The following is an 18,660-nucleotide window of genomic DNA, read 5'->3' as shown; positions in this document are numbered from 1 at the left end:
AAAAATCACCTGCTGTCGGAATATTCAGCAAGTGATTTTCAAATGGGTATAAAATTTTTATTACGCATAGGCGTGCAAACTTTCAAGTTCCATCTGAATTTCAGTCAGACGTTTTTTACTTTTTTCAATTTCAGCTTCATTTTTTTCATTCATAGCGTCGAAGAGAGAAGCTAATTCATAATCTAATTCCAACTGTAAAATGTGTTCATATTGCTTTTCAATGTCAACTTTACGTATAATTTTTACGATTGGTTTCATAAAAATCACTTCCTTTTTATAATTTTTCACAAGAACATTTTGCAGACTTTAGAAAGTTCTTGTTATAAGATTTTTTCCCATTTTTCTAATAAAATAAACCTTATAAATCGAAAGGAGCTACTACCATTGCCAAAAATAAAGTGGACGAATAAAGACTTTAATGTATTTCATATAGACGGTTTAGAACAGAGAATGGATGCACTAAATTCTTCTGTACGACCAAAATTCCAACTGCTAGGAGAGGACTTTTCTGCGTACTTTTCCAGTCATCTTGGGGAAGAATTCTATCCTCATGTTGCAAAACACGCACGAAGAACTGTCAATCCTCCAAATGATAGTTGGGTAGCCTTTGCTCCGTACAAAAGAGGTTATAAATCATTACCTCACTTTCAGATTGGTCTTTGGAGCACACATTTATTCATCATCTTGGCTATTATTTACGAAGCGCCTGAAAAAAATGTAATTGCACAGCGTTTAATGGCCAATAAAGCAATACTAGGGCAACTTCCCGAAGACTTTATTGTGTCTGGAGATCATATGTCTTCAGAGGCCTTTCCTTTACAAACGGCAAAGGAGGACAAGCTAGATGAGTTACTCCTTCGTTTACGGGATGTTAAAAAAGGTGAATTTTTAGTAGGTCGACATATTCCAAAAGAGCAAGCAATCAAACTGACAGCTAGTCAACTCCATCAAATAACGGAAGAAACCTTTAGTCATTTACTCCCAATCTATAACGTCATTGTTGGAAAGTAATGCTCGATGTATAGTGTTTTTATCCATGTAACATAATAATGCAAATGATATACTGCTTATATATTGTGGAAAATTTCCGATTTTATTCCTATTTTTATAAAAATTTTTTCGCGGTTAAATAATTATAATTGGTATATTTTCTATTATTCAATAATAATGATATTGATGTAATGTATGCAAAACATTGTTTTTTAACACCAAGATAGTGTAAAGCTCTAAAAAAAGTGGACGTGAGAATAACTCACATCCACTTTTTTAATGACGTTGTTTCGGAACGACTTTAATCAAAGTACCATCCGTTCCTTCTTTCGCTAGCTTAACAACAGGATAACTTACATAGCCACTAGCTTCTTCAAATTCACGAAAAATAGATTTTTCTTCTGCCTGTGATGGGACAATTTGTTTAAAACGGCGATACTTTGCCAGCATATTTTCGCGTTTAATGCCCTTCTCATAAGCTTGCTCAATCCCTTCGAAGAATTGAACAACATCAACAATTTCTTCTGTAGACCAATCTGTTGAAAACGGATAGGAATATTCCATTAGACATAACCACCTTTACGTTATTGTCCCCATTTTACTCGGATACTTTCAGCTTCTGCAACCATACGATTAATTAGCTCCTGAACTGTTGGAATGTCATGAATCATTCCTGTTACTTGACCAGCCCAGCCAAATCCTTGATCATTCTTACCATCATAAATAAAACGTTTATTGGCAGCACCACCAATGAAATCTTTTAAAGCTTCATATGTCGGTGTCTTCTCCTCGATTTCTAAAATTTTCGCAGTGAAATCATTGCGTAATGCTCGAGCTGGTGCACCAATAGAGCGTTTAATAATGGTTGTATCAGCCTCACTGCTTGCTAGTAACGCCTCTTTATAAGCCTCTGATGCATCTACACACTCTTTAGTCGCAATAAAACGTGTGCCCATTTCAATGCCCTCTGCTCCAAGCGCCTGTGCTGCCATCCAACCCCGACCATCACCTATGCCTCCAGAAGCAATAACTGGTATCTTTACACTATCGACAACTTGCGGAACAAGCACCATTGTGCCGACATCGTCACGTCCAAGATGACCACCTCCCTCTTGTCCAACAACCATCACAGCATCTGCTCCAAGTTGTTCCGCTTTTTGAGCTTGTCTACGTGCGGCTACAAGCACCAATTTTTTAATGTCGGTTCCTGCCAAAATATCAAAAATAGGTGCAGGATTTCCTCCAGTCATTGTTACTACAGGTACTTTTTCTTCCACTGCCACACGTACCATATCCTCGTAGCCAGTGCCATACATGCCAATGGCAAAGTTCACACCAAACGGTTTATCTGTTAATGTTCGTACTTTATGAATTTCTGCGCGCAATAGGTCAGGATCACGTAAACTCATCGCTGTTATTTGTCCAAGTCCGCCAGCATTCGACACTGCCGCTGCCAAATCAGCATAAGCTAAATAGGCTAACCCACCTTGTATTATTGGGTATTTCACATTTAATAGTTCTGTCACACGTGTATTCCAATTCATAGTACCTCCCCTTTCATACGTTATAAACTTCTCGAAAGGATCAAAAAACCCTTTTATTTTTTTAAGTAAAGTCTATTCTTTCATGTCGTAAGGTGCTATAATTCATTTGTTTTCTTAGATATTATAAAGTGAGGTGGTACCTGCGTTGTCACAATTAGAGACTCCATTGTTCGACGTATTACTTAAACATCGGAACAGACATCCAATTCAGTTCCATATTCCAGGCCATAAGAAAGGTCAAGGTATGGATCCAGCCTTCCGAGAATTCGTCGGCGACAACGTTTTATCAATCGATTTAATTAATATTGCTCCACTAGACGATTTACATTCACCAAAAGGCGCCATTAAAGAAGCACAAGCACTTGCTGCTGAGGCCTTTGGTGCTGATCATACATTCTTTTCCGTTCAAGGTACTAGTGGCGCCATCATGACGATGATTCTGACCGTCGTCGGTCCAGGTGATAAGATTCTAGTGCCACGGAATGTTCATAAATCAATTATGTCAGCGATTGTTTTCGCTGGTGCAATTCCGATTTTTATTCATCCTGAAGTAGACAGTGAATATGGTATTTCTCACGGAATATCCCCTGAAGCTGTCGAAAAGGCTTTAAATGCTTATCCAGACACAAAAGCAGTTCTAGTTATTAATCCAACTTATTATGGCTTTACAGCTGATTTAAAACGTATTGTCGAAATCGCACATGGTCGTAATATTCCAGTTGTTGTGGATGAAGCTCATGGCGTACACATTAAATTCCATGATGAACTTCCCTATTCAGCGATGGAGGCAGGAGCTGATATGGCTGCTACAAGCGTACATAAGCTAGGTGGCTCTATGACACAAACATCGATCTTAAATGTACGTGAAGGCCTTGTCTCAGCAAAACGTGTACAAGCAGTCTTTTCTATGCTGACAACAACATCGACATCTTACCCATTGTTAGCATCGCTTGATACGGCGCGACGTCAGCTAGCAATACATGGCGTTGATTTAATTGATGATGCCCTTCGCTTGGCAAAGGATGCACGTAAACGTATTAATCAGATACCACATTTAAAATGTGCTGGAAAGGAAAAGTTACATTCATCTGCCACATATGATATGGATCCTTTAAAGCTTTTAATTAGTGTGAAAGATTTAGGTATTTCTGGGCATCGAGCTGAGGAATGGTTACGTTATAATGCGAATATTGAGGTAGAACTTTCTGATCTTTACAATATTCTATGTTTAGTAACTTTGGGAGATACGAAAAAAGAGATAAACCTTCTTATTAACGCCCTTAATCGTATGTCCAAAGCTTTTGATTCAGAAGCTGCAATCACTGAAGCAGTAGTTAATGTTCCAGAAATTCCAGCACTTGCTATGTCGCCTCGTGATGCATTTTATGCTGATACTGAGGTTGTTCCATTGGCAGAGGCAGATAACTGTATTTGTGCAGAATTTATTATGGTATATCCTCCTGGAATTCCGATTTTTATTCCCGGGGAAATAATTACACAAGAAAATATTCATTATATTCAAATGAATATTGAAGCAGGTTTACCAGTACAAGGACCTGAAGATTCAACATTAAAAACAATTCGTGTTATAAAAGAACGCAAGCCAATTATTTAAAACTGGAAAGCTACCTCTTCAAAATTTTGATGAGGTAGCTTTTTCATTATTTATCAATTTCGATTCATCTTGCCATAAAAAATGGAATCCTCTATTGGCTAATTTCGGAAGATTTTAGTTACATATTCGTAACAACTAGTAACGTTTTGGTTAAGCATTAGTACAAAAAATTAGATTAACTATGTTACTTTTTCTACAATATTAAAAAGGGAGGGAATTTGATGAATATATGGGATCAACATTTTAGCACTACCGAATATGTGTATGGTGAACAACCAAATGCCTTTATCAAGGACTATGCAGATTTTATAAAGGGTTATGTAAATGTTGCTGCATATGCAGAAGGTGAAGGAAGAAATGCTGTTTTTTTAGCTTCCAAAGGACATTTAGTAACTGCCTTTGATTATGCTGAAAATGGGTTAGAGAAGACTCAACAGCTAGCAAAAAAACAGGGTGTTACTGTAGTTACACAGCTTGCAGATTTATTACATGATGAATTGCCTGTAGAAAAGTTTGATGCTGCTATAATGGTGTTTGGACATTTCCCAATGAAGCAGCAGCACGCCGTTTTTGAGCGAATTTTAAATTCAGTCAAGCCAGGTGGTCGAATCATGATGGAGCTCTATTCGATATATCAGCTTCCATATGCATCAGGTGGCCCAAAGCAGCTAGATAATTTATATGATCCTCTTCATGTCCTAACTTGGTGTCAGCCTTATAAAATTATCCATTTTTTCACAGGTGAACAAATAAGAAATGAAGGTACTTTACACACTGGTCTTGCCCATACGATTCAATTTATTATTGAAAAAGAGTCTTAATATAGTCAGATTTTCACCCTTTACAATTATTTGTAAAGGGTTTGCTCGTTTTACATAAACAAATACACAAAAAGTGGGCAGAGAAATGCACCAATTATTGCTGTTAACCCCATTGATAATGAACCAACTGATAATTCTCTTTCTCCATACTCTCTTAATTTAACAAGTCCAACGCCATGTGATGCACTACCTACTGCAACCCCTCTGCTAACCGCAGAATCAATTTTTCCAAATTTAATCACTAATGGTCCAATTATTGCGCCTACAAACCCTGCTAGCATAACAAATACAGCTGTTAACGGGGGAATCCCTCCAATTGTTTCGCTCACCTGCATACCAACCGGTGTCGTTAAAGATTTAGGTAAAGCTGTCAGCATCCAGTTATCACTTACCCTAATCCATTTCAGCATTACAAAAATCGTCACTAATCCAGTAATCATGCCTATAAAGATACCTGATATAATAGAGTATTTATACTTCATAATAATGGCACGCTGATTGTAAAGAGGATAGGCGAGTGCTACTACTGCTGGGCCAAGCATTTTTTGAAGCCATTCTCCTCCCTGCATATAGGTCGAATAAGGAATCTGAAATACTACTAAAATAACAGCACTGACGATAGTTGTCGTTACTAGTGGAATCATGATAGGATGCGGAAATCGCTGATAAAGCTTTGTAAATAGCATAAACAATATAATGGTGCCAACCACAACAATTATTTCAATCAACAGTTAATTTCCCCTCTCCTTCTTCAGGAACAGCTTCAGTTTCTTTCTTCGCTAACTCTTTCTTCTCAATCATTTGAGTAAGTATTCCAGTAATATAAATAGAAATTAATGTACTAGCTATAACAGCCAAAATAATTAGCAGTCCTGTTGTTGATAAAAGCTCTGGATAGTCAATTACCCCTACTGTTGCAGGAATGAAAAATAAGGTTAAAACCCCAATTAAAAAACCAGCTCCATCTTGAATATACTCTACTTTAATTATTTTAAATTGAAGTGATAGTGCTAATAAAAGTAGACCAATGACACTTCCTGGAAGAGGTACATGTAATAAAGTTACAATGCCCACGCCCATGTAGTAATAAATATTGAGTATCCCAATTTGGACAATAATCCTTACAACCTTCATGAACAATGCAGCAAAATTTTCGTTCAACATTTCGCCACTTTTCACCCCCTATAACGATTATTCTACATCTGTAGGAATTTTCTGTCTATTATAATTTTAGAAAAACAATAGAAAAGAAGATAGCCCTTACACAATTTAAGCCATCTTCTCTTTATACAATAATTAAACACGTCTTTATTTGGACACCAATACATATTTCTTTTCTTAAAATTACGGTGATCAATTTTTCAAAATCCTATAATGCATGTCCAGATCCACCATCAATATTCACTGAAGTGCCTGTCACATAACTTGCTGCATCTGATACTAAAAAAGTAATGACATTTGCTGCTTCTTCTGTATCCCCTACACGACCAAGTGGAATTGTTTGACCGACTTTGCGAGAATACGCTTCCCAAGCAAGCTCAGGTTCTTCCTTCTTCCACTTTTTTTCGATTTGGTCACTACGAATTAGCCCTATACATACAGAATTCACACGAATATTATCTTTTCCTAAGTCCTTACTCATCGCTTTTGTTAATGCAAGACCAGCTGCTCGACTTACAGTAGTAGGGAGGGAACTAGCAGGTGGCGTTTTAGCCATAACAGCCGTTACATTGACAATCGCTCCGCCTCCAGCCTTACGCATATAAGGAACAGCGAATTTTGAACAATGGACAGCACCAAATACCTTTAAATCTAAATCAGCCTGCCATAGCTCACTACTAACTGATTCAAATGGGTTTGCTGAGGCTGTACCTGCATTATTGATAAGTATATCCACACCTCCAAAATGCTCAACTGTATGCTCAATTAAGTACTTACAATCTTTTTCTTTTGTAATATCTGTCGGTACGATTAAAACATCCTCACCTGTTTCATTTTTAATACAGCCAGCTGCTACTTGGAGCTGTTTTTCACCACGCGCACTCAGCACAACTTTTGCTCCCTCTTTCACAAGTTGCATGGCTGTATAATAGCCAATACCTTTACTTGAGCCTGTAATAATAGCTACTTTTCCCTTCAAACCTAGTTCCATTTTCATCACCCCAGTTTATTGTTCACTTCTATTGCTCTGTAGGCATCGTTATCTAGCGATGAAATTCTATCTCTGCTAGACCTTGGCACAGTTGTCGAATTATACTTTTTGAATATTCATTCGATATAGTAACTTTATCAAAATTAGAAGCAATATACAAAAAACGGCTATAAAGCTAATGCTTTATAACCGTTTCATATCTAATTATTTTTTTGTAACAATATGGATTGGATTGCCAAGTAGTACTTCAGCAGCTTCCATAGTGATCTCACCTAAAGTTGGGTGAGCGTGAATTGTTAATGCGATATCTTCAGCAGTCATACCACCTTCGATTGCTAAGCCCATTTCAGCGATCATATCAGATGCACCAGCACCTACAATTTGAGCACCAATTAATAAGCCATCTTCTTTACGAGCAACAAGCTTCACGAAACCTTCTGATTGGTTTAATGCAAGAGCACGACCATTTGCTGCGAATGGGAATTTCGCTGCAGTGTATTCGATGCCCTCAGCTTTAGCTTGGTCTTCATTATAACCTACAGTCGCCATTTCTGGATCTGTGAAGCATACAGCAGGTACAGCAAGATAATCAACCACTGATTTTTCACCAGCGATCGCTTCAGCAGCCACTTTACCTTCGTAAGATGCTTTATGTGCAAGTTGTGGACCCGCTACGATATCACCGATTGCATAGATGTTTGGAATATTTGTACGACATTGTTTGTCAACATTTATTAGACCACGTTCACCGAATTCAACTCCGATTTCAGCAAGGCCCATTTCATCTGTATTTGGACGACGACCTACAGTAACTAATACGTAATCAGCTTCAACCTTTTTCTCTTCTCCGCCAACTTCATATGTTACAACTACGCCGTTTTCAGTTTCTTCAACGCCTTTTGCAGATGCGTTTACTTCAATTTCAACGCCTTTCTTTTTAAGGCCTTTTTTCACGATTTGAGTCATTTGTTTTTCGAAGCCAGCTAAAATATCTTTTCCGCCTTCGATAATTGTTACTTGTGAGCCAAGGTTAGCATAAGCTGAGCCTAACTCTGTACCAATATAACCTCCACCGATCACAACTAATTTACCAGGAACTTCCTGTAAAGAAAGTGCACCAGTAGAATTTAGCACGCGCTCAGAGAATTTAAATGTTGGAATTTCAACCGGACGAGAACCTGTTGCGATAATGACATTGTTAAATGTGTAAGTTTGAGCAGATTCACCATTGATGATACGCACTGAATGAGCGTCAACGAAATAAGCTTCACCTTGTACAATTTCAACTTTGTTACCTTTAAGTAAGCCTTCAACACCGCCAGTTAATTTTTTAACAACGCTGTCTTTAAATGCTTGTGCTTTTGAGAAGTCTAATTTCACATCAGAAGCGATGATTCCCATGTCATCTGAATGTTTAGCTTGCTCAAAACGGTGACCTACTGAAATTAATGCTTTTGATGGGATACAGCCTACGTTTAAGCACACACCACCAAGTACATTTTTTTCAACGATTGTTACTTTTTGGCCAGTTTGAGCTGCACGGATTGCTGCTACATATCCTCCAGGACCTGAACCAATGACAAGAGTATCTGTTTCGATTGGGAAATCTCCTACTACCATTTTTGTTACGCCTCCATTAATAATAATTCTGGCTCACTTAACAAACGCTTTAAGTGATTTAAAGCATTTTGCGCAGTGGCTCCATCGATCATACGATGATCAAAGCTCAATGATAATGCTAACACAGGTGCGGCTACAATTTCACCATTTTTTATTACAGGTTTTTCTGAAATTCGACCAATACCTAGAATTGCTACTTCAGGATGATTAATAACTGGTGTGAACCATTGTCCTCCTGCAGAGCCGATATTCGTAATGGACATGGAAGCACCTTTCATTTCATGTGGCGCAAGCTTGCCTTCACGGGCTTTCGTCGCTAACTCATTGATTTCATTAGACACCGCAAATACAGATTTACGATCTGCATGCTTAATAACTGGTACTAGTAAGCCTTTTTCAGTATCAGCAGCAATACCGATATTATAGTAATGCTTTTGAATAATTTCTTGTGTTGCATCATCTAATGAGCGGTTAAATTCTGGGAACTCGCGTAAAGTTGAAATAAGAGCTTTAACTACATATGGTAAATATGTTAATTTAACACCTTTTTCAGCAGCGATATCTTTGAATTTTTTACGATGTGCTACAAGAGCTGTAACATCGACTTCATCCATTAGTGTAACATGAGGAGCAGTTTGTTTCGAGTGTACCATTGCTTTGGCAATCGCTTTTCGAATACCTGACATTTTCTCGCGAGTCTCTGGGAATTCCCCTTCGAGAACTACTGGTGCGGCTGAAGTAGTTTTATCTTGCTCAACTGCTGCTTCTGCTGTTTCTACAGTTGATGCTTCAGCTTCAATAGTACCGCCACCTTTTAAGAAGTTTTCAATATCTTCTTTTAAGATTCGACCATTTTTGCCTGTTCCCTTTACTTCATGGATGTTTACATCGTTATCTCGTGCAAATTTACGTACAGAAGGCATCGCAATTACACGTTTAGTATCATCGACAACTGTCTCCCCTTTTTCTGGTGCTGTCTCAGCTTTCACTGGAGCCTTCTCCTCATTAACAGGAGCTTTCTCTACGTTCTGGCCAGATTCAGCAGTTGCTTGAACTTGTGCTTCTGTTTTCGCCTCAGCATGATCGTCACCTTTTAACTTTAAGTCTTCATAGCCAGGTGCATCAAATCGGATTAAGACATCGCCCACAACAGCAACTGTCCCTTCTCCTACTAAAACTTCCTCTACTGTTCCTTCAACTGGTGAAGGAATTTCAACTACCGCTTTATCATTTTGTACTTCGCAAAGAATATCGTCTTCTTTTACTGTATCGCCAGCCTTGACGAACCATTTCACAATTTCGCCTTCGTGAATACCCTCACCGATATCTGGTAATCTAAATTCAAATGCCATGTGTACCCATCCTTTCTAGTTCATTAGAATGTTAAAACTTTTTTCGCTGTTTCCATTACATCTTTATAGTTCGGTAACCAAACACCTTCAGCTTGTGGGAATGGGTACACAGTATCTGGTGCAGCCACACGAAGTACAGGAGCTTCTAAGCTTAAAATTGCACGTTCTGTGATTTCTGCTACTACATTTGCAGCGATACCTGCTTGTTTTTGCGCTTCTTGTACAACGATTGCACGACCTGTTTTTTCAACAGATGCAATAATTGTTTCAATATCAATTGGTTGAATCGTACGTAAGTCTATTACTTCTACAGAGTGACCTTCTTTTTCAAGCTCTTCTGCAGCCTTCAAGCTTTCGTGTACCATTAAACCATAAGCAACAATCGTTAAATCCTTACCTTCACGTTTTACATCCGCTTTGCCAAGTGGAATTTCATATGCTTCCTCAGGAACCTCTTGGCGGAATGAACGATATAGTTTTAAATGCTCTAAGAAAATTACTGGATTATCATTTCGAATAGATGAAATCAGTAAGCCTTTCGCATCGTATGGAGTAGATGGTACAACAACCGTTAACCCTGGTTGTACTGTCATTAAACTTTCTAAACTATCTGAGTGCATTTCTGGTGTATGTACTCCACCACCAAATGGAGAACGAATTGTTACTGGTGCATTATAGACACCACCGCTACGATAGCTCATACGTGCTAACTGGCCACTAATTGAATCCATTACTTCATAAACAAAGCCGAAGAACTGAATTTCAGGAACTGGACGGAATCCTTGAAGAGAAAGGCCAATAGCTAAGCCACCAATACCCGATTCTGCTAATGGTGTATCGAATACGCGGTCTACACCAAATTCTTTTTGTAGGCCTTCAGTTGCGCGGAATACCCCACCGTTGACACCTACATCTTCCCCGAATACAAGAACGTTTTCATCATTCTTTAATTCTGTGCGAAGTGCATCTGTAATTGCTTGAATCATTGTCATTTGTGCCATAGGTTATTTCGACTCCTTCTCTTTGTAGATTTCATACTGTTCTTTTAAATTAGATGGCATTTCGCCTTTATACATGTTTTCCATTAACTCTGTTACTTTTTGTTTTGGAGCAGCATCTGCTTTTTTGATTGCTTCTTTAATTTCCTCTTTTGCTCGTTCGATTACTGCCTCTTCTTTCTTCTCATCCCATAAACCTTTTGCCTCTAGATATTTACGGAAACGAACGAGAGGATCTTTTTGAGCCCATTCATTATCTGTATCAGATGTACGGTAACGAGTTGGGTCATCCCCAGCCATTGTATGAGGACCATAGCGGTAACACATTGTTTCAATTAATGTTGGGCCTTCTCCATTAACCGCACGCTCACGAGCATCACGAGTTGCTACATAAACTGCAAGCGCATCCATTCCATCTACTAAAATACTTGGTAAACCTGCTGCTACACCCTTTTGCGCAATTGTTTTAGCGGCTGTTTGTAATTCACGTGGTGTAGAAATTGCATACTGGTTATTTTGAACGATGAAGATTGCCGGTGATTTAAATGCACCTGCAAAGTTAATGCCTTCATAGAAATCCCCTTGTGATGAACCACCATCACCTGTATATGTTACAGCAACAGCTTTTTTACCACGCTTTTGAATACCAAGCGCAACTCCCGCTGCTTGAATATATTGAGCACCAATAATGATTTGAGGAGGTAATACATTAACGCCCTCAGGGATTTGGTTGCCAACGAAATGACCACGTGAGAATAAAAATGCTTTATCTAATGGTAAGCCGTGCCATACGATTTGTGGAACATCACGATACCCTGGTAAAATCCAGTCTTCTTGCTCTAATGCAAAGTGTGAGGCAAGTTGTGAAGCTTCTTGTCCTGCTGTAGGAGCATAGAAACCTAAACGACCTTGACGGTTCAGTGAGATTGAGCGTTGGTCTAAAATACGTGTATAAACCATACGTGTCATTAGCTCAACTAATTCATCATCTGATAATTTTGGGTCTGCCTCTTCATTTATAATTTCGCCTTCTGTATTCAAAATTTGAAACATTTCAAACTTATCTTCGATTTCAGTTAGCGTTTGTTTTGCATCAAAAATATTATTGTTTTTCTTGCTCATTTGTCACATCTCCCTTTCAACTGTATTAAAATAAATCACTATTTAACTAGTACAACTTGTTCTTAGGACTCAGTATACTGAATAAAATACTGTCGGTCAATCATATATTATGCGTACAAACAAAGATTTTTTCTAAAATAACAATTCAATAAAGCTGTCTTATACTGTACCATCTATTAATACCCTCTGTATTACAACAACCCATATAACATGCATAAACATTAGGTTTTCTTCCATGCATACCAATAGTAGAATGCCCAGTTATAGATAATCTAATAGCTATAGAAAAATTTTTTAAGTATAGTCAAATAAGATCTTTTTTCATGTGATTGTTATTATGTGTGATGTATACTTATATATAAGGCACACAAAGATTGAAAGGAAGATTCACATATGATTTTAATGGATGATATTATACGCGAAGGTCATCCGACTTTACGCACGAAAGCTGAGGAAGTTAAATTTCCGTTAACCGAAGAAGTGAAACAGCTTGCAGCAGATATGCTTCAATATCTCATCAACAGTCAAGATCCTGAAATGGCAGATAAATATGATTTACGTAGCGGCATTGGATTAGCTGCCAATCAAGTCAATAGTCTACATCGAATGTTCGCCTTACATTTGCAAGATGATGATGGTGAGCAACTAAGCTTTGTAGCAATTAACCCTAAAATTGTTAGTCACTCTGTAGAAAATACGTATCTTACTGCTGGCGAAGGCTGTCTTTCTGTAGATCGCAACGTCCCTGGCTATGTTCCTCGTCATGCTCGCATTACAGTAAAATTTAAAACAATTGACGGAGAAGAGAAAAAAATGCGTCTTAAAGGCTTACCTGCTATCGCATTCCAGCATGAATTAGATCATCTGAACGGTATAATGTTTTACGACCGTATTAATGAAAAAAATCCATTTGAGGAAATTCCCGATTCAATTCCTTTTGAGCGTGACTAAAAATCCATCAAGCAAACAAACCTCTGCAGTTATTTCCTTTCTGCCGAGGTTATTTTTTTATAACCCATTCATTAATCATACTTTACTCTTCATTTTATTGTGTCCATCTACCATTTCCCTTTCTAAGCCATAAAAAAACCTTCTAATTGTATATCTACAACTAAAAGGCTCTTTCAAGAGGTTTACACCACTGATTCTAGTTTTAAACCATTATTAATAGTTTCAATTAACGCAGGTAGCTCTTTCATAGTTTCAATTGTATAATGAGCACCTATCTCCTCAAAAATGCGCTTCGCTTTCTGAATTTCAAATTGTTGTTCCTCCGCAGATAATGAGATGAATTCCTCTTCAGAAAGACCCATCTCAGAACTTCCAATAATAACCCCAACAGCCCAGACCCCCGCATTCAATGCTTCCTTTATATCTGACGTTGTATCACCAATCTTCACAACCTGCTTCGTCGATTTTGACCCTAACGCCTCCATATTTTTGAAAATCATATATGGATAAGGACGTCCTTTATCTCCAACTTGGGTTGGGGTTACTAGGAAATCAGGCTGATAACCCTTTATTGCTGCATGCAGTGTGACTACTTCCATCATTGAATCTGTATAGCCTGTTGTGGAGCCAATTCGAATACCCGCTTCTCTTAATTGCTGTACGGTTTCCTTCACATACAGGATAGGATTTGTAAAGGCCGCTAAAGATTCCATTAGCTTCGACTCAAATTCTTTGTATAGTGCTTGTACATCCTCTTCTGTAAAGGATTGTCCATGAACTCGTTTCCATTCTTCTTGAATTCTTGGCATTTCTAGCATTGTACGAATATGATCGATTTTCAGCATGCCCATTGGTTTACGAGCCTCTTCAAGCGTTACTGGTACACCAGCATCCTCAAAAATGGTTAAAAAGACATTTACAGGGGCAAAGCAACCAAAATCAACTGCTGTTCCAGCCCAATCAAAAATAACTGTTTCAATTTTCATTGTTTTTCACCACCATATAATTTTCAATGACTTCACATAACGCAAGCATATCTTCTTCATGTATATCACCAATATTCCCTATACGGAATGTATCCACATCTGTCAGCTTGCCTGGATAGATAACAAAGCCCGCTTTTTTCATTTCATGATAAAAATGCTCAAAAGAGAACTCTTTATGTGGGAACAAAAAAGTTGTAATAATTGGCGATTGTAGTTCTTCCGTAATATATGTTTTAAATCCAAGTGCTGCCAAACGAGAGCGCAGTAGTTGATTATTCTCTGCATAACGTTCATAGCGGGCACTGATTCCACCTTCTTCCATAAGCTCCTCTAATGCCTTCGCAAATGCAGCTACTACATGAGTAGGTGAGGTGAATCTCCACTTACCGTCTTTTTTCATGACTTCCCATTGATTGTATAAATCTAATGCCACACTACGAGCCTGTCCATTACATTTTTCTAGTGCCTCTGTTTTAGCAATAACAAATCCAAACCCTGGGACACCCTGAATACATTTATTGGCACTACTAATGCAAAAATCAATATACAAGCCTGATAAATCCATCGGTACACCACCAAAACTGCTCATAGCATCCACGATGAATATTTTATTGAACGAATGAACAACTTCTCCAATTTTTTTAATTGGATTTAACATACCAGTGGTCGTTTCACAATGAACGACAGCTACATGTGTAATACTCGGGTCTTTTTCAAGTAAAGCTTGTACTTCTAATGAAGATGGCTGTTCATCATAGGGAACACTATAAACAACATGCTGCAGCTTTAACACTTCGGCCATTTCAACAATTCTTTCTCCATAAGCACCATTTGTTAGTATGAGCACTTTATCCTCTTCACCTATAGCGGTTGTTAGAACAGACTCTACAACAAAACTTCCACTCCCTTGCATAAGCACTGCTGTGTACTCAGATTCATCAACTTGGGCTAAATCCAAGAGCTGCTTACGAATGACTTGTGTAACATTTTTATAGTCATCATCCCATGTACAGCGATCTTTTAACATTTCACGTTTAACCGTTTCAGTTGTCGTTAATGGTCCTGGTGTCAATAATTTATAGCTACTCATTTTCTATAACTCCTTATTGTTGCGCTTTTTTAAAGAATGCTTGGTGTTTTTCTAACAAATCTACCGTTAAAGTTGTATCCCATTTTTTAAGGTGTGCTGGCACATGCTCAGTCTTTACTTGCTCTCCTTCATAAAGCGCTACAGGATATTGCTCTAATAGACCACCGCGTGCCTCTGTTGCAATTACTTTCGCTATTTCTTTGGCTAGCGCTTCATCTCCCTCTTTATCCACAACAGCCACAGACTCTGTAAGTGTGAAGTTTCCTTCTGTCGGATCAATATAATTGATTGGCAATCCTTCATTTTTAGCATCAATAGCTTGAATTCGTAAGCCAAAGCCAGCCGCTACTTCACCTGTTTTCACCTTTTTAATAGGACCTGAGCCTGAGCTCTCAATATGAGGTCCAGCATTTTTAATTAAATCTGCTAAAACTTTTTTCCCTTCCTGCTCTCCATATTCTTTGATAATGGCCTGTACTAAAAGCCAGCCAGTTGATGAATCCATTATATTTGGAAATGACACTAAATCCTTATAGGCAGGATCTGTCAAATCCTTAATCGTTTTTGGTACAGATAGCCCTTTCTGTTGTAAAACATCCGTATTGATAAAGATCGAGCCGACATTTCCTAAAATCGGCAATGCATACGTAACACCACCATCAAGAGGCTTTAATTCTGAAGAGATATCCACAAACATCGATTTGGAGGTTTGCGCACTTTCTATAAAATAAGAAGCCATTGTTACGACATCTGCTTCTATATCTTTCCCTTCAGCCATCATTTTTCCACCTAGCTCAGAAGTACCGAAGGATTGTATTAAATACTTTCCTTTATAACCTTTGTCATCTAATGTTGATTCCATTACCTCTATTGCTTCATCATCAGCATTTGTATAAATAATCACTTGGTCTTCGGAATCTGCTTCTGCCCCTCCACATGCAGCTAAAACTACCGCCGCTGCACTAACTGTCCCTAGCATCATACATGTTGATTTCTTCATTTTGACATCTCCTTCACTTTTTCTTTATGTGCTGTTATATAATCACAACCTAATTTCACAATGAGGTTTGTACATAAAATAAATATAGAAAGTACAAAAATATCAGTATATTTAGCGAAATGCTGGAGCTCTTTTATTCTTGTAGATACAAGCATTGTCTTTGTGCTAACAAGGAAAATAACGCCACTGACTGTGACCATCGCATTTAAAAAATAGTAGCTAAACATTTGATAAATAGTTGGTCTAATATTCGGCAATATAATCCGTATAACTGTTTTTAACCATGAGTCCCTTAATAGCTCCGCAGTCACTTCCCATGTAGGGTCCATCTTTTGCAATGAATTTTTTGCCATTAAATAAGGTGTTGTAAAGAAATGCACAATGTTACAGGCGATAATGATGAGAAATGTCCCTTTTAAAGAACTACCATTAAAGAAAAACAGGTATGATAGACCAAGCACCATTCCTGGCACTGTGTTCGTAATCATGGAAGCAAGATCTAAGCTTTTTCTTCCTTTCAATGGTGTTCTCGCATTGAGAAGCGCGGACAGAAAAGTGATAGCTACACCTAAAACGGCTGTTAATACTGCCACGATAAGTGAATTGACATATACCTTGGTTAAATCTTGCTCCGACAGTACATTTTGAACATGCTCTAATGTAAAGCTAAAGTCATATGGATAGCCTTTTGTAAAAGGAACAATAAACATTGTTGAAAAAATAATAAACACCACTACTACACAGACAATTGAATAAGCAGTAAACAACCCGTCACGTAGACGGTGCTTTACAAGTTCACTTTGTCCAGCCTGTTTATATTGAAAATTAAAGCGTTCTAAAATCGTTAACATAACTACTCCAAGTACAGCTGGTACCAGCATTAACACGGAGATAACTGCTCCACGCTCAAAATGCACGATAGAACCTAACATAGCCTGATAGAGTTCGGTGGCAATCACCCTGTAATTTCCGCCAACTGATGCAGGTATCCCAAAATCCGTAAAGCTTAAAATAAACGTTAAAATAAATGACCCACCAATTGTCCCTAGCATCGGTCGGAACACCGTATGATAAAACCGCCGCAATGGACGATCATGCATTAACATGGAGACCAGTAAAAATCGTTTATCTATATATTGCATAGAATTTTGCATTAAAATAAAAGCGACTGGCAATGTATATAATACGTAACCTAAAACTAAGCCGTTATACCCATAAACAGTAAATAGTGGCTGTCCAATTAATTTTGTAAGAATTCCTTGATTTCCAAATGTATAAATCAACACAAAGCCATAGGTGATGGTTGGTAACAGCATTGGCAACGTGATTCCTATATGTACTAGCTTTTTCGTATAGCGATGCATTGTTGTAAAATGAACCGCATAGGCCAATAAAAAAGCTAAAATGGTCGTGAATACCGATGCAGCAAAGGAAACCTTAAAACTATTGAAGAAAGATCTACGGATTTCTATATTTTTCAAGGCATCTAAATAGTTTTGAATAGTAAAAATATTTCCGATTTTAAAGGACTGCCAAAACATATAAAGTAATGGCACTATTAAAAAGAATAGAAGAAAAAATAGAATTGGCAGAAAAATTATTTTCATCATTTTATTCGTTTTAAGCATACGTTTCTCCAAATAATTGATAGATGTTGTGTCGCTTAATATGAAGCTGTCTTAAGATAAAGTCCTCAACAAATTGATTTTTGGGTACTGATACGATTTCCTGTGGTGTACCAAATTGAGCAACTGTTCCTTCATTAATAATTAAAACTTTATCTGATAGAGTTAGTGCCTCCTCTGGATCATGTGTCACAATAATAGTCGTCAAATTAAATTCACGAGCAATCAATTTAATGCGTTCCTTTATAGATTCCTTAATGACACCATCTAGAGCACTTAATGGCTCATCTAACAAAAGAATTTTTGGCTGCATAACAAGTGTTCTTGCAATGGAGACACGTTGTTTTTGACCACCTGATAACTCGTGAATCTTTTTGTGTAAATGCGGTGTCAACTCTAGAAAATCAATATATTCCTGAACCTCTTCCTTGGACATTTGCACGCTTTTATTTTTCAATCCATAGACAATATTGTCGTATGCATTTAAATGAGGGAATAAAGCAAAATCCTGAAACACAATATTAAATCCTCTTTCTTGCATGGTGTTCTTCGATATATCTTGTCCATTGTAGATAAGTTGACCAGCCGTTTGCTCTGTAAGTCCTAAAATAATATTGAGCAAAGTAGTTTTACCGCAACCACTTGGCCCTAACAACGAAATAATTTCGCCTGATTCAATGGTTATATTTATATCTACTAAAACTTTCTTATCTTTATAGCTTTTTGAGATACTTTTTAGTTCTAACAAATTGGTCACCTCTCTCAGTTCTTAGCCTTAGTATAGTGACAATTTG

The 18,660-nt window shown here is 37.7% G+C and carries 19 protein-coding genes; 4 read left to right on the top strand and 15 right to left on the bottom strand.

The window, feature by feature from the left end; all coding sequences use genetic code 11:
- Positions 1 to 60 precede the first annotated feature (60 nt).
- Entirely contained in the window at positions 61 to 258 is a 198-nt protein-coding gene (locus tag AC2CGN_RS00140) for a hypothetical protein (RefSeq protein WP_283871022.1), read from the bottom strand.
- Between the two features lie 126 nt (positions 259 to 384).
- Here AC2CGN_RS00140 and AC2CGN_RS00135 point away from each other — a divergent pair, with 126 nt between their 5' ends.
- Complete coding sequence (locus AC2CGN_RS00135; RefSeq protein WP_484511484.1) at positions 385 to 1,011, top strand: YktB family protein; 627 nt, start codon at positions 385 to 387, stop codon at positions 1,009 to 1,011.
- A 255-nt stretch (positions 1,012 to 1,266) separates the two neighbouring features.
- Here AC2CGN_RS00135 and AC2CGN_RS00130 read toward each other — a convergent pair whose 3' ends face one another.
- The gene (locus AC2CGN_RS00130; protein ID WP_054770792.1) at positions 1,267 to 1,554 is read right to left on the bottom strand and encodes a UPF0223 family protein; all 288 of its coding nucleotides are present in this window, start codon (positions 1,552 to 1,554) and stop codon (positions 1,267 to 1,269) included.
- Positions 1,555 to 1,574: 20 nt separating this feature from the next.
- Positions 1,575 to 2,534 carry an NAD(P)H-dependent flavin oxidoreductase gene (locus tag AC2CGN_RS00125; protein ID WP_484511482.1) on the bottom strand — a complete coding sequence of 320 codons (960 nt, stop codon included), beginning with the start codon at positions 2,532 to 2,534 and terminating at the stop codon, positions 1,575 to 1,577.
- A gap of 145 nt (positions 2,535 to 2,679) precedes the next feature.
- Here AC2CGN_RS00125 and AC2CGN_RS00120 point away from each other — a divergent pair, with 145 nt between their 5' ends.
- Positions 2,680 to 4,149, top strand: a complete 1,470-nt coding sequence (locus AC2CGN_RS00120; protein WP_054770791.1) for an aminotransferase class I/II-fold pyridoxal phosphate-dependent enzyme — start codon at positions 2,680 to 2,682, stop codon at positions 4,147 to 4,149.
- A 218-nt stretch (positions 4,150 to 4,367) separates the two neighbouring features.
- The gene (locus AC2CGN_RS00115; protein WP_484511480.1) at positions 4,368 to 4,970 is read left to right on the top strand and encodes a class I SAM-dependent methyltransferase; all 603 of its coding nucleotides are present in this window, start codon (positions 4,368 to 4,370) and stop codon (positions 4,968 to 4,970) included.
- A 50-nt stretch (positions 4,971 to 5,020) separates the two neighbouring features.
- Here AC2CGN_RS00115 and AC2CGN_RS00110 read toward each other — a convergent pair whose 3' ends face one another.
- From AC2CGN_RS00110 to pdhA, 7 genes are all read right to left on the bottom strand, one after another.
- Positions 5,021 to 5,698: an LrgB family protein gene (locus AC2CGN_RS00110; protein WP_429990853.1), complete on the bottom strand. Its 678-nt coding sequence runs from the start codon at positions 5,696 to 5,698 to the stop codon at positions 5,021 to 5,023.
- Positions 5,691 to 6,134: a CidA/LrgA family protein gene (locus AC2CGN_RS00105; RefSeq protein WP_429980513.1), complete on the bottom strand. Its 444-nt coding sequence runs from the start codon at positions 6,132 to 6,134 to the stop codon at positions 5,691 to 5,693. The genes AC2CGN_RS00110 and AC2CGN_RS00105 overlap by 8 nt, the downstream gene beginning before the upstream one ends.
- Positions 6,135 to 6,339: 205 nt before the next feature.
- Positions 6,340 to 7,122, bottom strand: coding sequence for an SDR family NAD(P)-dependent oxidoreductase (locus tag AC2CGN_RS00100; protein WP_429980512.1), 783 nt, complete (start codon positions 7,120 to 7,122; stop codon positions 6,340 to 6,342).
- 204 nt (positions 7,123 to 7,326) lie between these two features.
- Positions 7,327 to 8,742 (bottom strand): dihydrolipoyl dehydrogenase, encoded by a 1,416-nt coding sequence (lpdA, locus tag AC2CGN_RS00095; RefSeq protein WP_429980511.1) that lies wholly within the window; start codon positions 8,740 to 8,742, stop codon positions 7,327 to 7,329.
- Positions 8,743 to 8,747: 5 nt separating this feature from the next.
- Complete coding sequence (locus AC2CGN_RS00090; RefSeq protein ID WP_429980510.1) at positions 8,748 to 10,094, bottom strand: dihydrolipoamide acetyltransferase family protein; 1,347 nt, start codon at positions 10,092 to 10,094, stop codon at positions 8,748 to 8,750.
- A gap of 23 nt (positions 10,095 to 10,117) precedes the next feature.
- On the bottom strand, positions 10,118 to 11,095 hold the full coding sequence (locus tag AC2CGN_RS00085; RefSeq protein ID WP_484511476.1) for an alpha-ketoacid dehydrogenase subunit beta: 978 nt from the start codon (positions 11,093 to 11,095) through the stop codon (positions 10,118 to 10,120).
- 3 nt (positions 11,096 to 11,098) lie between these two features.
- Positions 11,099 to 12,214, bottom strand: a complete 1,116-nt coding sequence (pdhA, locus tag AC2CGN_RS00080; RefSeq protein WP_286923945.1) for a pyruvate dehydrogenase (acetyl-transferring) E1 component subunit alpha — start codon at positions 12,212 to 12,214, stop codon at positions 11,099 to 11,101.
- A 393-nt stretch (positions 12,215 to 12,607) separates the two neighbouring features.
- On the opposite strand from pdhA, the gene def reads away from it, so the two are divergent.
- Positions 12,608 to 13,165 carry a peptide deformylase gene (gene def, locus AC2CGN_RS00075; protein ID WP_283871011.1) on the top strand — a complete coding sequence of 186 codons (558 nt, stop codon included), beginning with the start codon at positions 12,608 to 12,610 and terminating at the stop codon, positions 13,163 to 13,165.
- Between the two features lie 182 nt (positions 13,166 to 13,347).
- Here def and phnX read toward each other — a convergent pair whose 3' ends face one another.
- The 5 genes from phnX to AC2CGN_RS00050 are packed head-to-tail and all read right to left on the bottom strand — an operon-like array spanning position 13,348 to position 18,614.
- Positions 13,348 to 14,151 (bottom strand): phosphonoacetaldehyde hydrolase, encoded by an 804-nt coding sequence (gene phnX, locus AC2CGN_RS00070; protein WP_484511473.1) that lies wholly within the window; start codon positions 14,149 to 14,151, stop codon positions 13,348 to 13,350.
- The gene (gene phnW / locus AC2CGN_RS00065; RefSeq protein WP_484511471.1) at positions 14,141 to 15,241 is read right to left on the bottom strand and encodes a 2-aminoethylphosphonate--pyruvate transaminase; all 1,101 of its coding nucleotides are present in this window, start codon (positions 15,239 to 15,241) and stop codon (positions 14,141 to 14,143) included. Before phnW ends, phnX begins: the two co-directional genes overlap by 11 nt.
- Before the next feature lie 13 nt (positions 15,242 to 15,254).
- Positions 15,255 to 16,241 carry an extracellular solute-binding protein gene (locus AC2CGN_RS00060; protein WP_484511469.1) on the bottom strand — a complete coding sequence of 329 codons (987 nt, stop codon included), beginning with the start codon at positions 16,239 to 16,241 and terminating at the stop codon, positions 15,255 to 15,257.
- Entirely contained in the window at positions 16,238 to 17,869 is a 1,632-nt protein-coding gene (locus tag AC2CGN_RS00055) for an ABC transporter permease subunit (protein WP_484511467.1), read from the bottom strand. The genes AC2CGN_RS00060 and AC2CGN_RS00055 overlap by 4 nt, the downstream gene beginning before the upstream one ends.
- On the bottom strand, positions 17,862 to 18,614 hold the full coding sequence (locus AC2CGN_RS00050; protein WP_429990859.1) for an ABC transporter ATP-binding protein: 753 nt from the start codon (positions 18,612 to 18,614) through the stop codon (positions 17,862 to 17,864). Before AC2CGN_RS00050 ends, AC2CGN_RS00055 begins: the two co-directional genes overlap by 8 nt.
- Between the last annotated feature and the right edge of the window lie 46 nt (positions 18,615 to 18,660).

The sequence above is a fragment of the Lysinibacillus sp. DFXJR4 genome (assembly GCF_057196045.1).
The sequence above is the reverse complement of the archived record's forward strand: the minus strand, read 5'-3'. Positions and strand labels throughout refer to the sequence as shown.

What these genes read in the sequence shown, in the direction of transcription:
- AC2CGN_RS00105 (WP_429980513.1), bottom strand. Translation starts at nt 6,134, where the DNA reads ATGTTGAACGAAAATTTTGCTGCATTGTTCATGAAGGTTGTAAGGATT.
- AC2CGN_RS00100 (WP_429980512.1), bottom strand. Translation starts at nt 7,122, where the DNA reads ATGGAACTAGGTTTGAAGGGAAAAGTAGCTATTATTACAGGCTCAAGT.
- pdhA (WP_286923945.1), bottom strand. Translation starts at nt 12,214, where the DNA reads ATGAGCAAGAAAAACAATAATATTTTTGATGCAAAACAAACGCTAACT.
- AC2CGN_RS00125 (WP_484511482.1), bottom strand. Translation starts at nt 2,534, where the DNA reads ATGAATTGGAATACACGTGTGACAGAACTATTAAATGTGAAATACCCA.
- AC2CGN_RS00085 (WP_484511476.1), bottom strand. Translation starts at nt 11,095, where the DNA reads ATGGCACAAATGACAATGATTCAAGCAATTACAGATGCACTTCGCACA.
- AC2CGN_RS00060 (WP_484511469.1), bottom strand. Translation starts at nt 16,241, where the DNA reads ATGAAGAAATCAACATGTATGATGCTAGGGACAGTTAGTGCAGCGGCG.
- AC2CGN_RS00055 (WP_484511467.1), bottom strand. Translation starts at nt 17,869, where the DNA reads ATGCTTAAAACGAATAAAATGATGAAAATAATTTTTCTGCCAATTCTA.
- phnX (WP_484511473.1), bottom strand. Translation starts at nt 14,151, where the DNA reads ATGAAAATTGAAACAGTTATTTTTGATTGGGCTGGAACAGCAGTTGAT.
- AC2CGN_RS00090 (WP_429980510.1), bottom strand. Translation starts at nt 10,094, where the DNA reads ATGGCATTTGAATTTAGATTACCAGATATCGGTGAGGGTATTCACGAA.
- phnW (WP_484511471.1), bottom strand. Translation starts at nt 15,241, where the DNA reads ATGAGTAGCTATAAATTATTGACACCAGGACCATTAACGACAACTGAA.
- def (WP_283871011.1), top strand. Translation starts at nt 12,608, where the DNA reads ATGATTTTAATGGATGATATTATACGCGAAGGTCATCCGACTTTACGC.
- lpdA (WP_429980511.1), bottom strand. Translation starts at nt 8,742, where the DNA reads ATGGTAGTAGGAGATTTCCCAATCGAAACAGATACTCTTGTCATTGGT.
- AC2CGN_RS00140 (WP_283871022.1), bottom strand. Translation starts at nt 258, where the DNA reads ATGAAACCAATCGTAAAAATTATACGTAAAGTTGACATTGAAAAGCAA.
- AC2CGN_RS00130 (WP_054770792.1), bottom strand. Translation starts at nt 1,554, where the DNA reads ATGGAATATTCCTATCCGTTTTCAACAGATTGGTCTACAGAAGAAATT.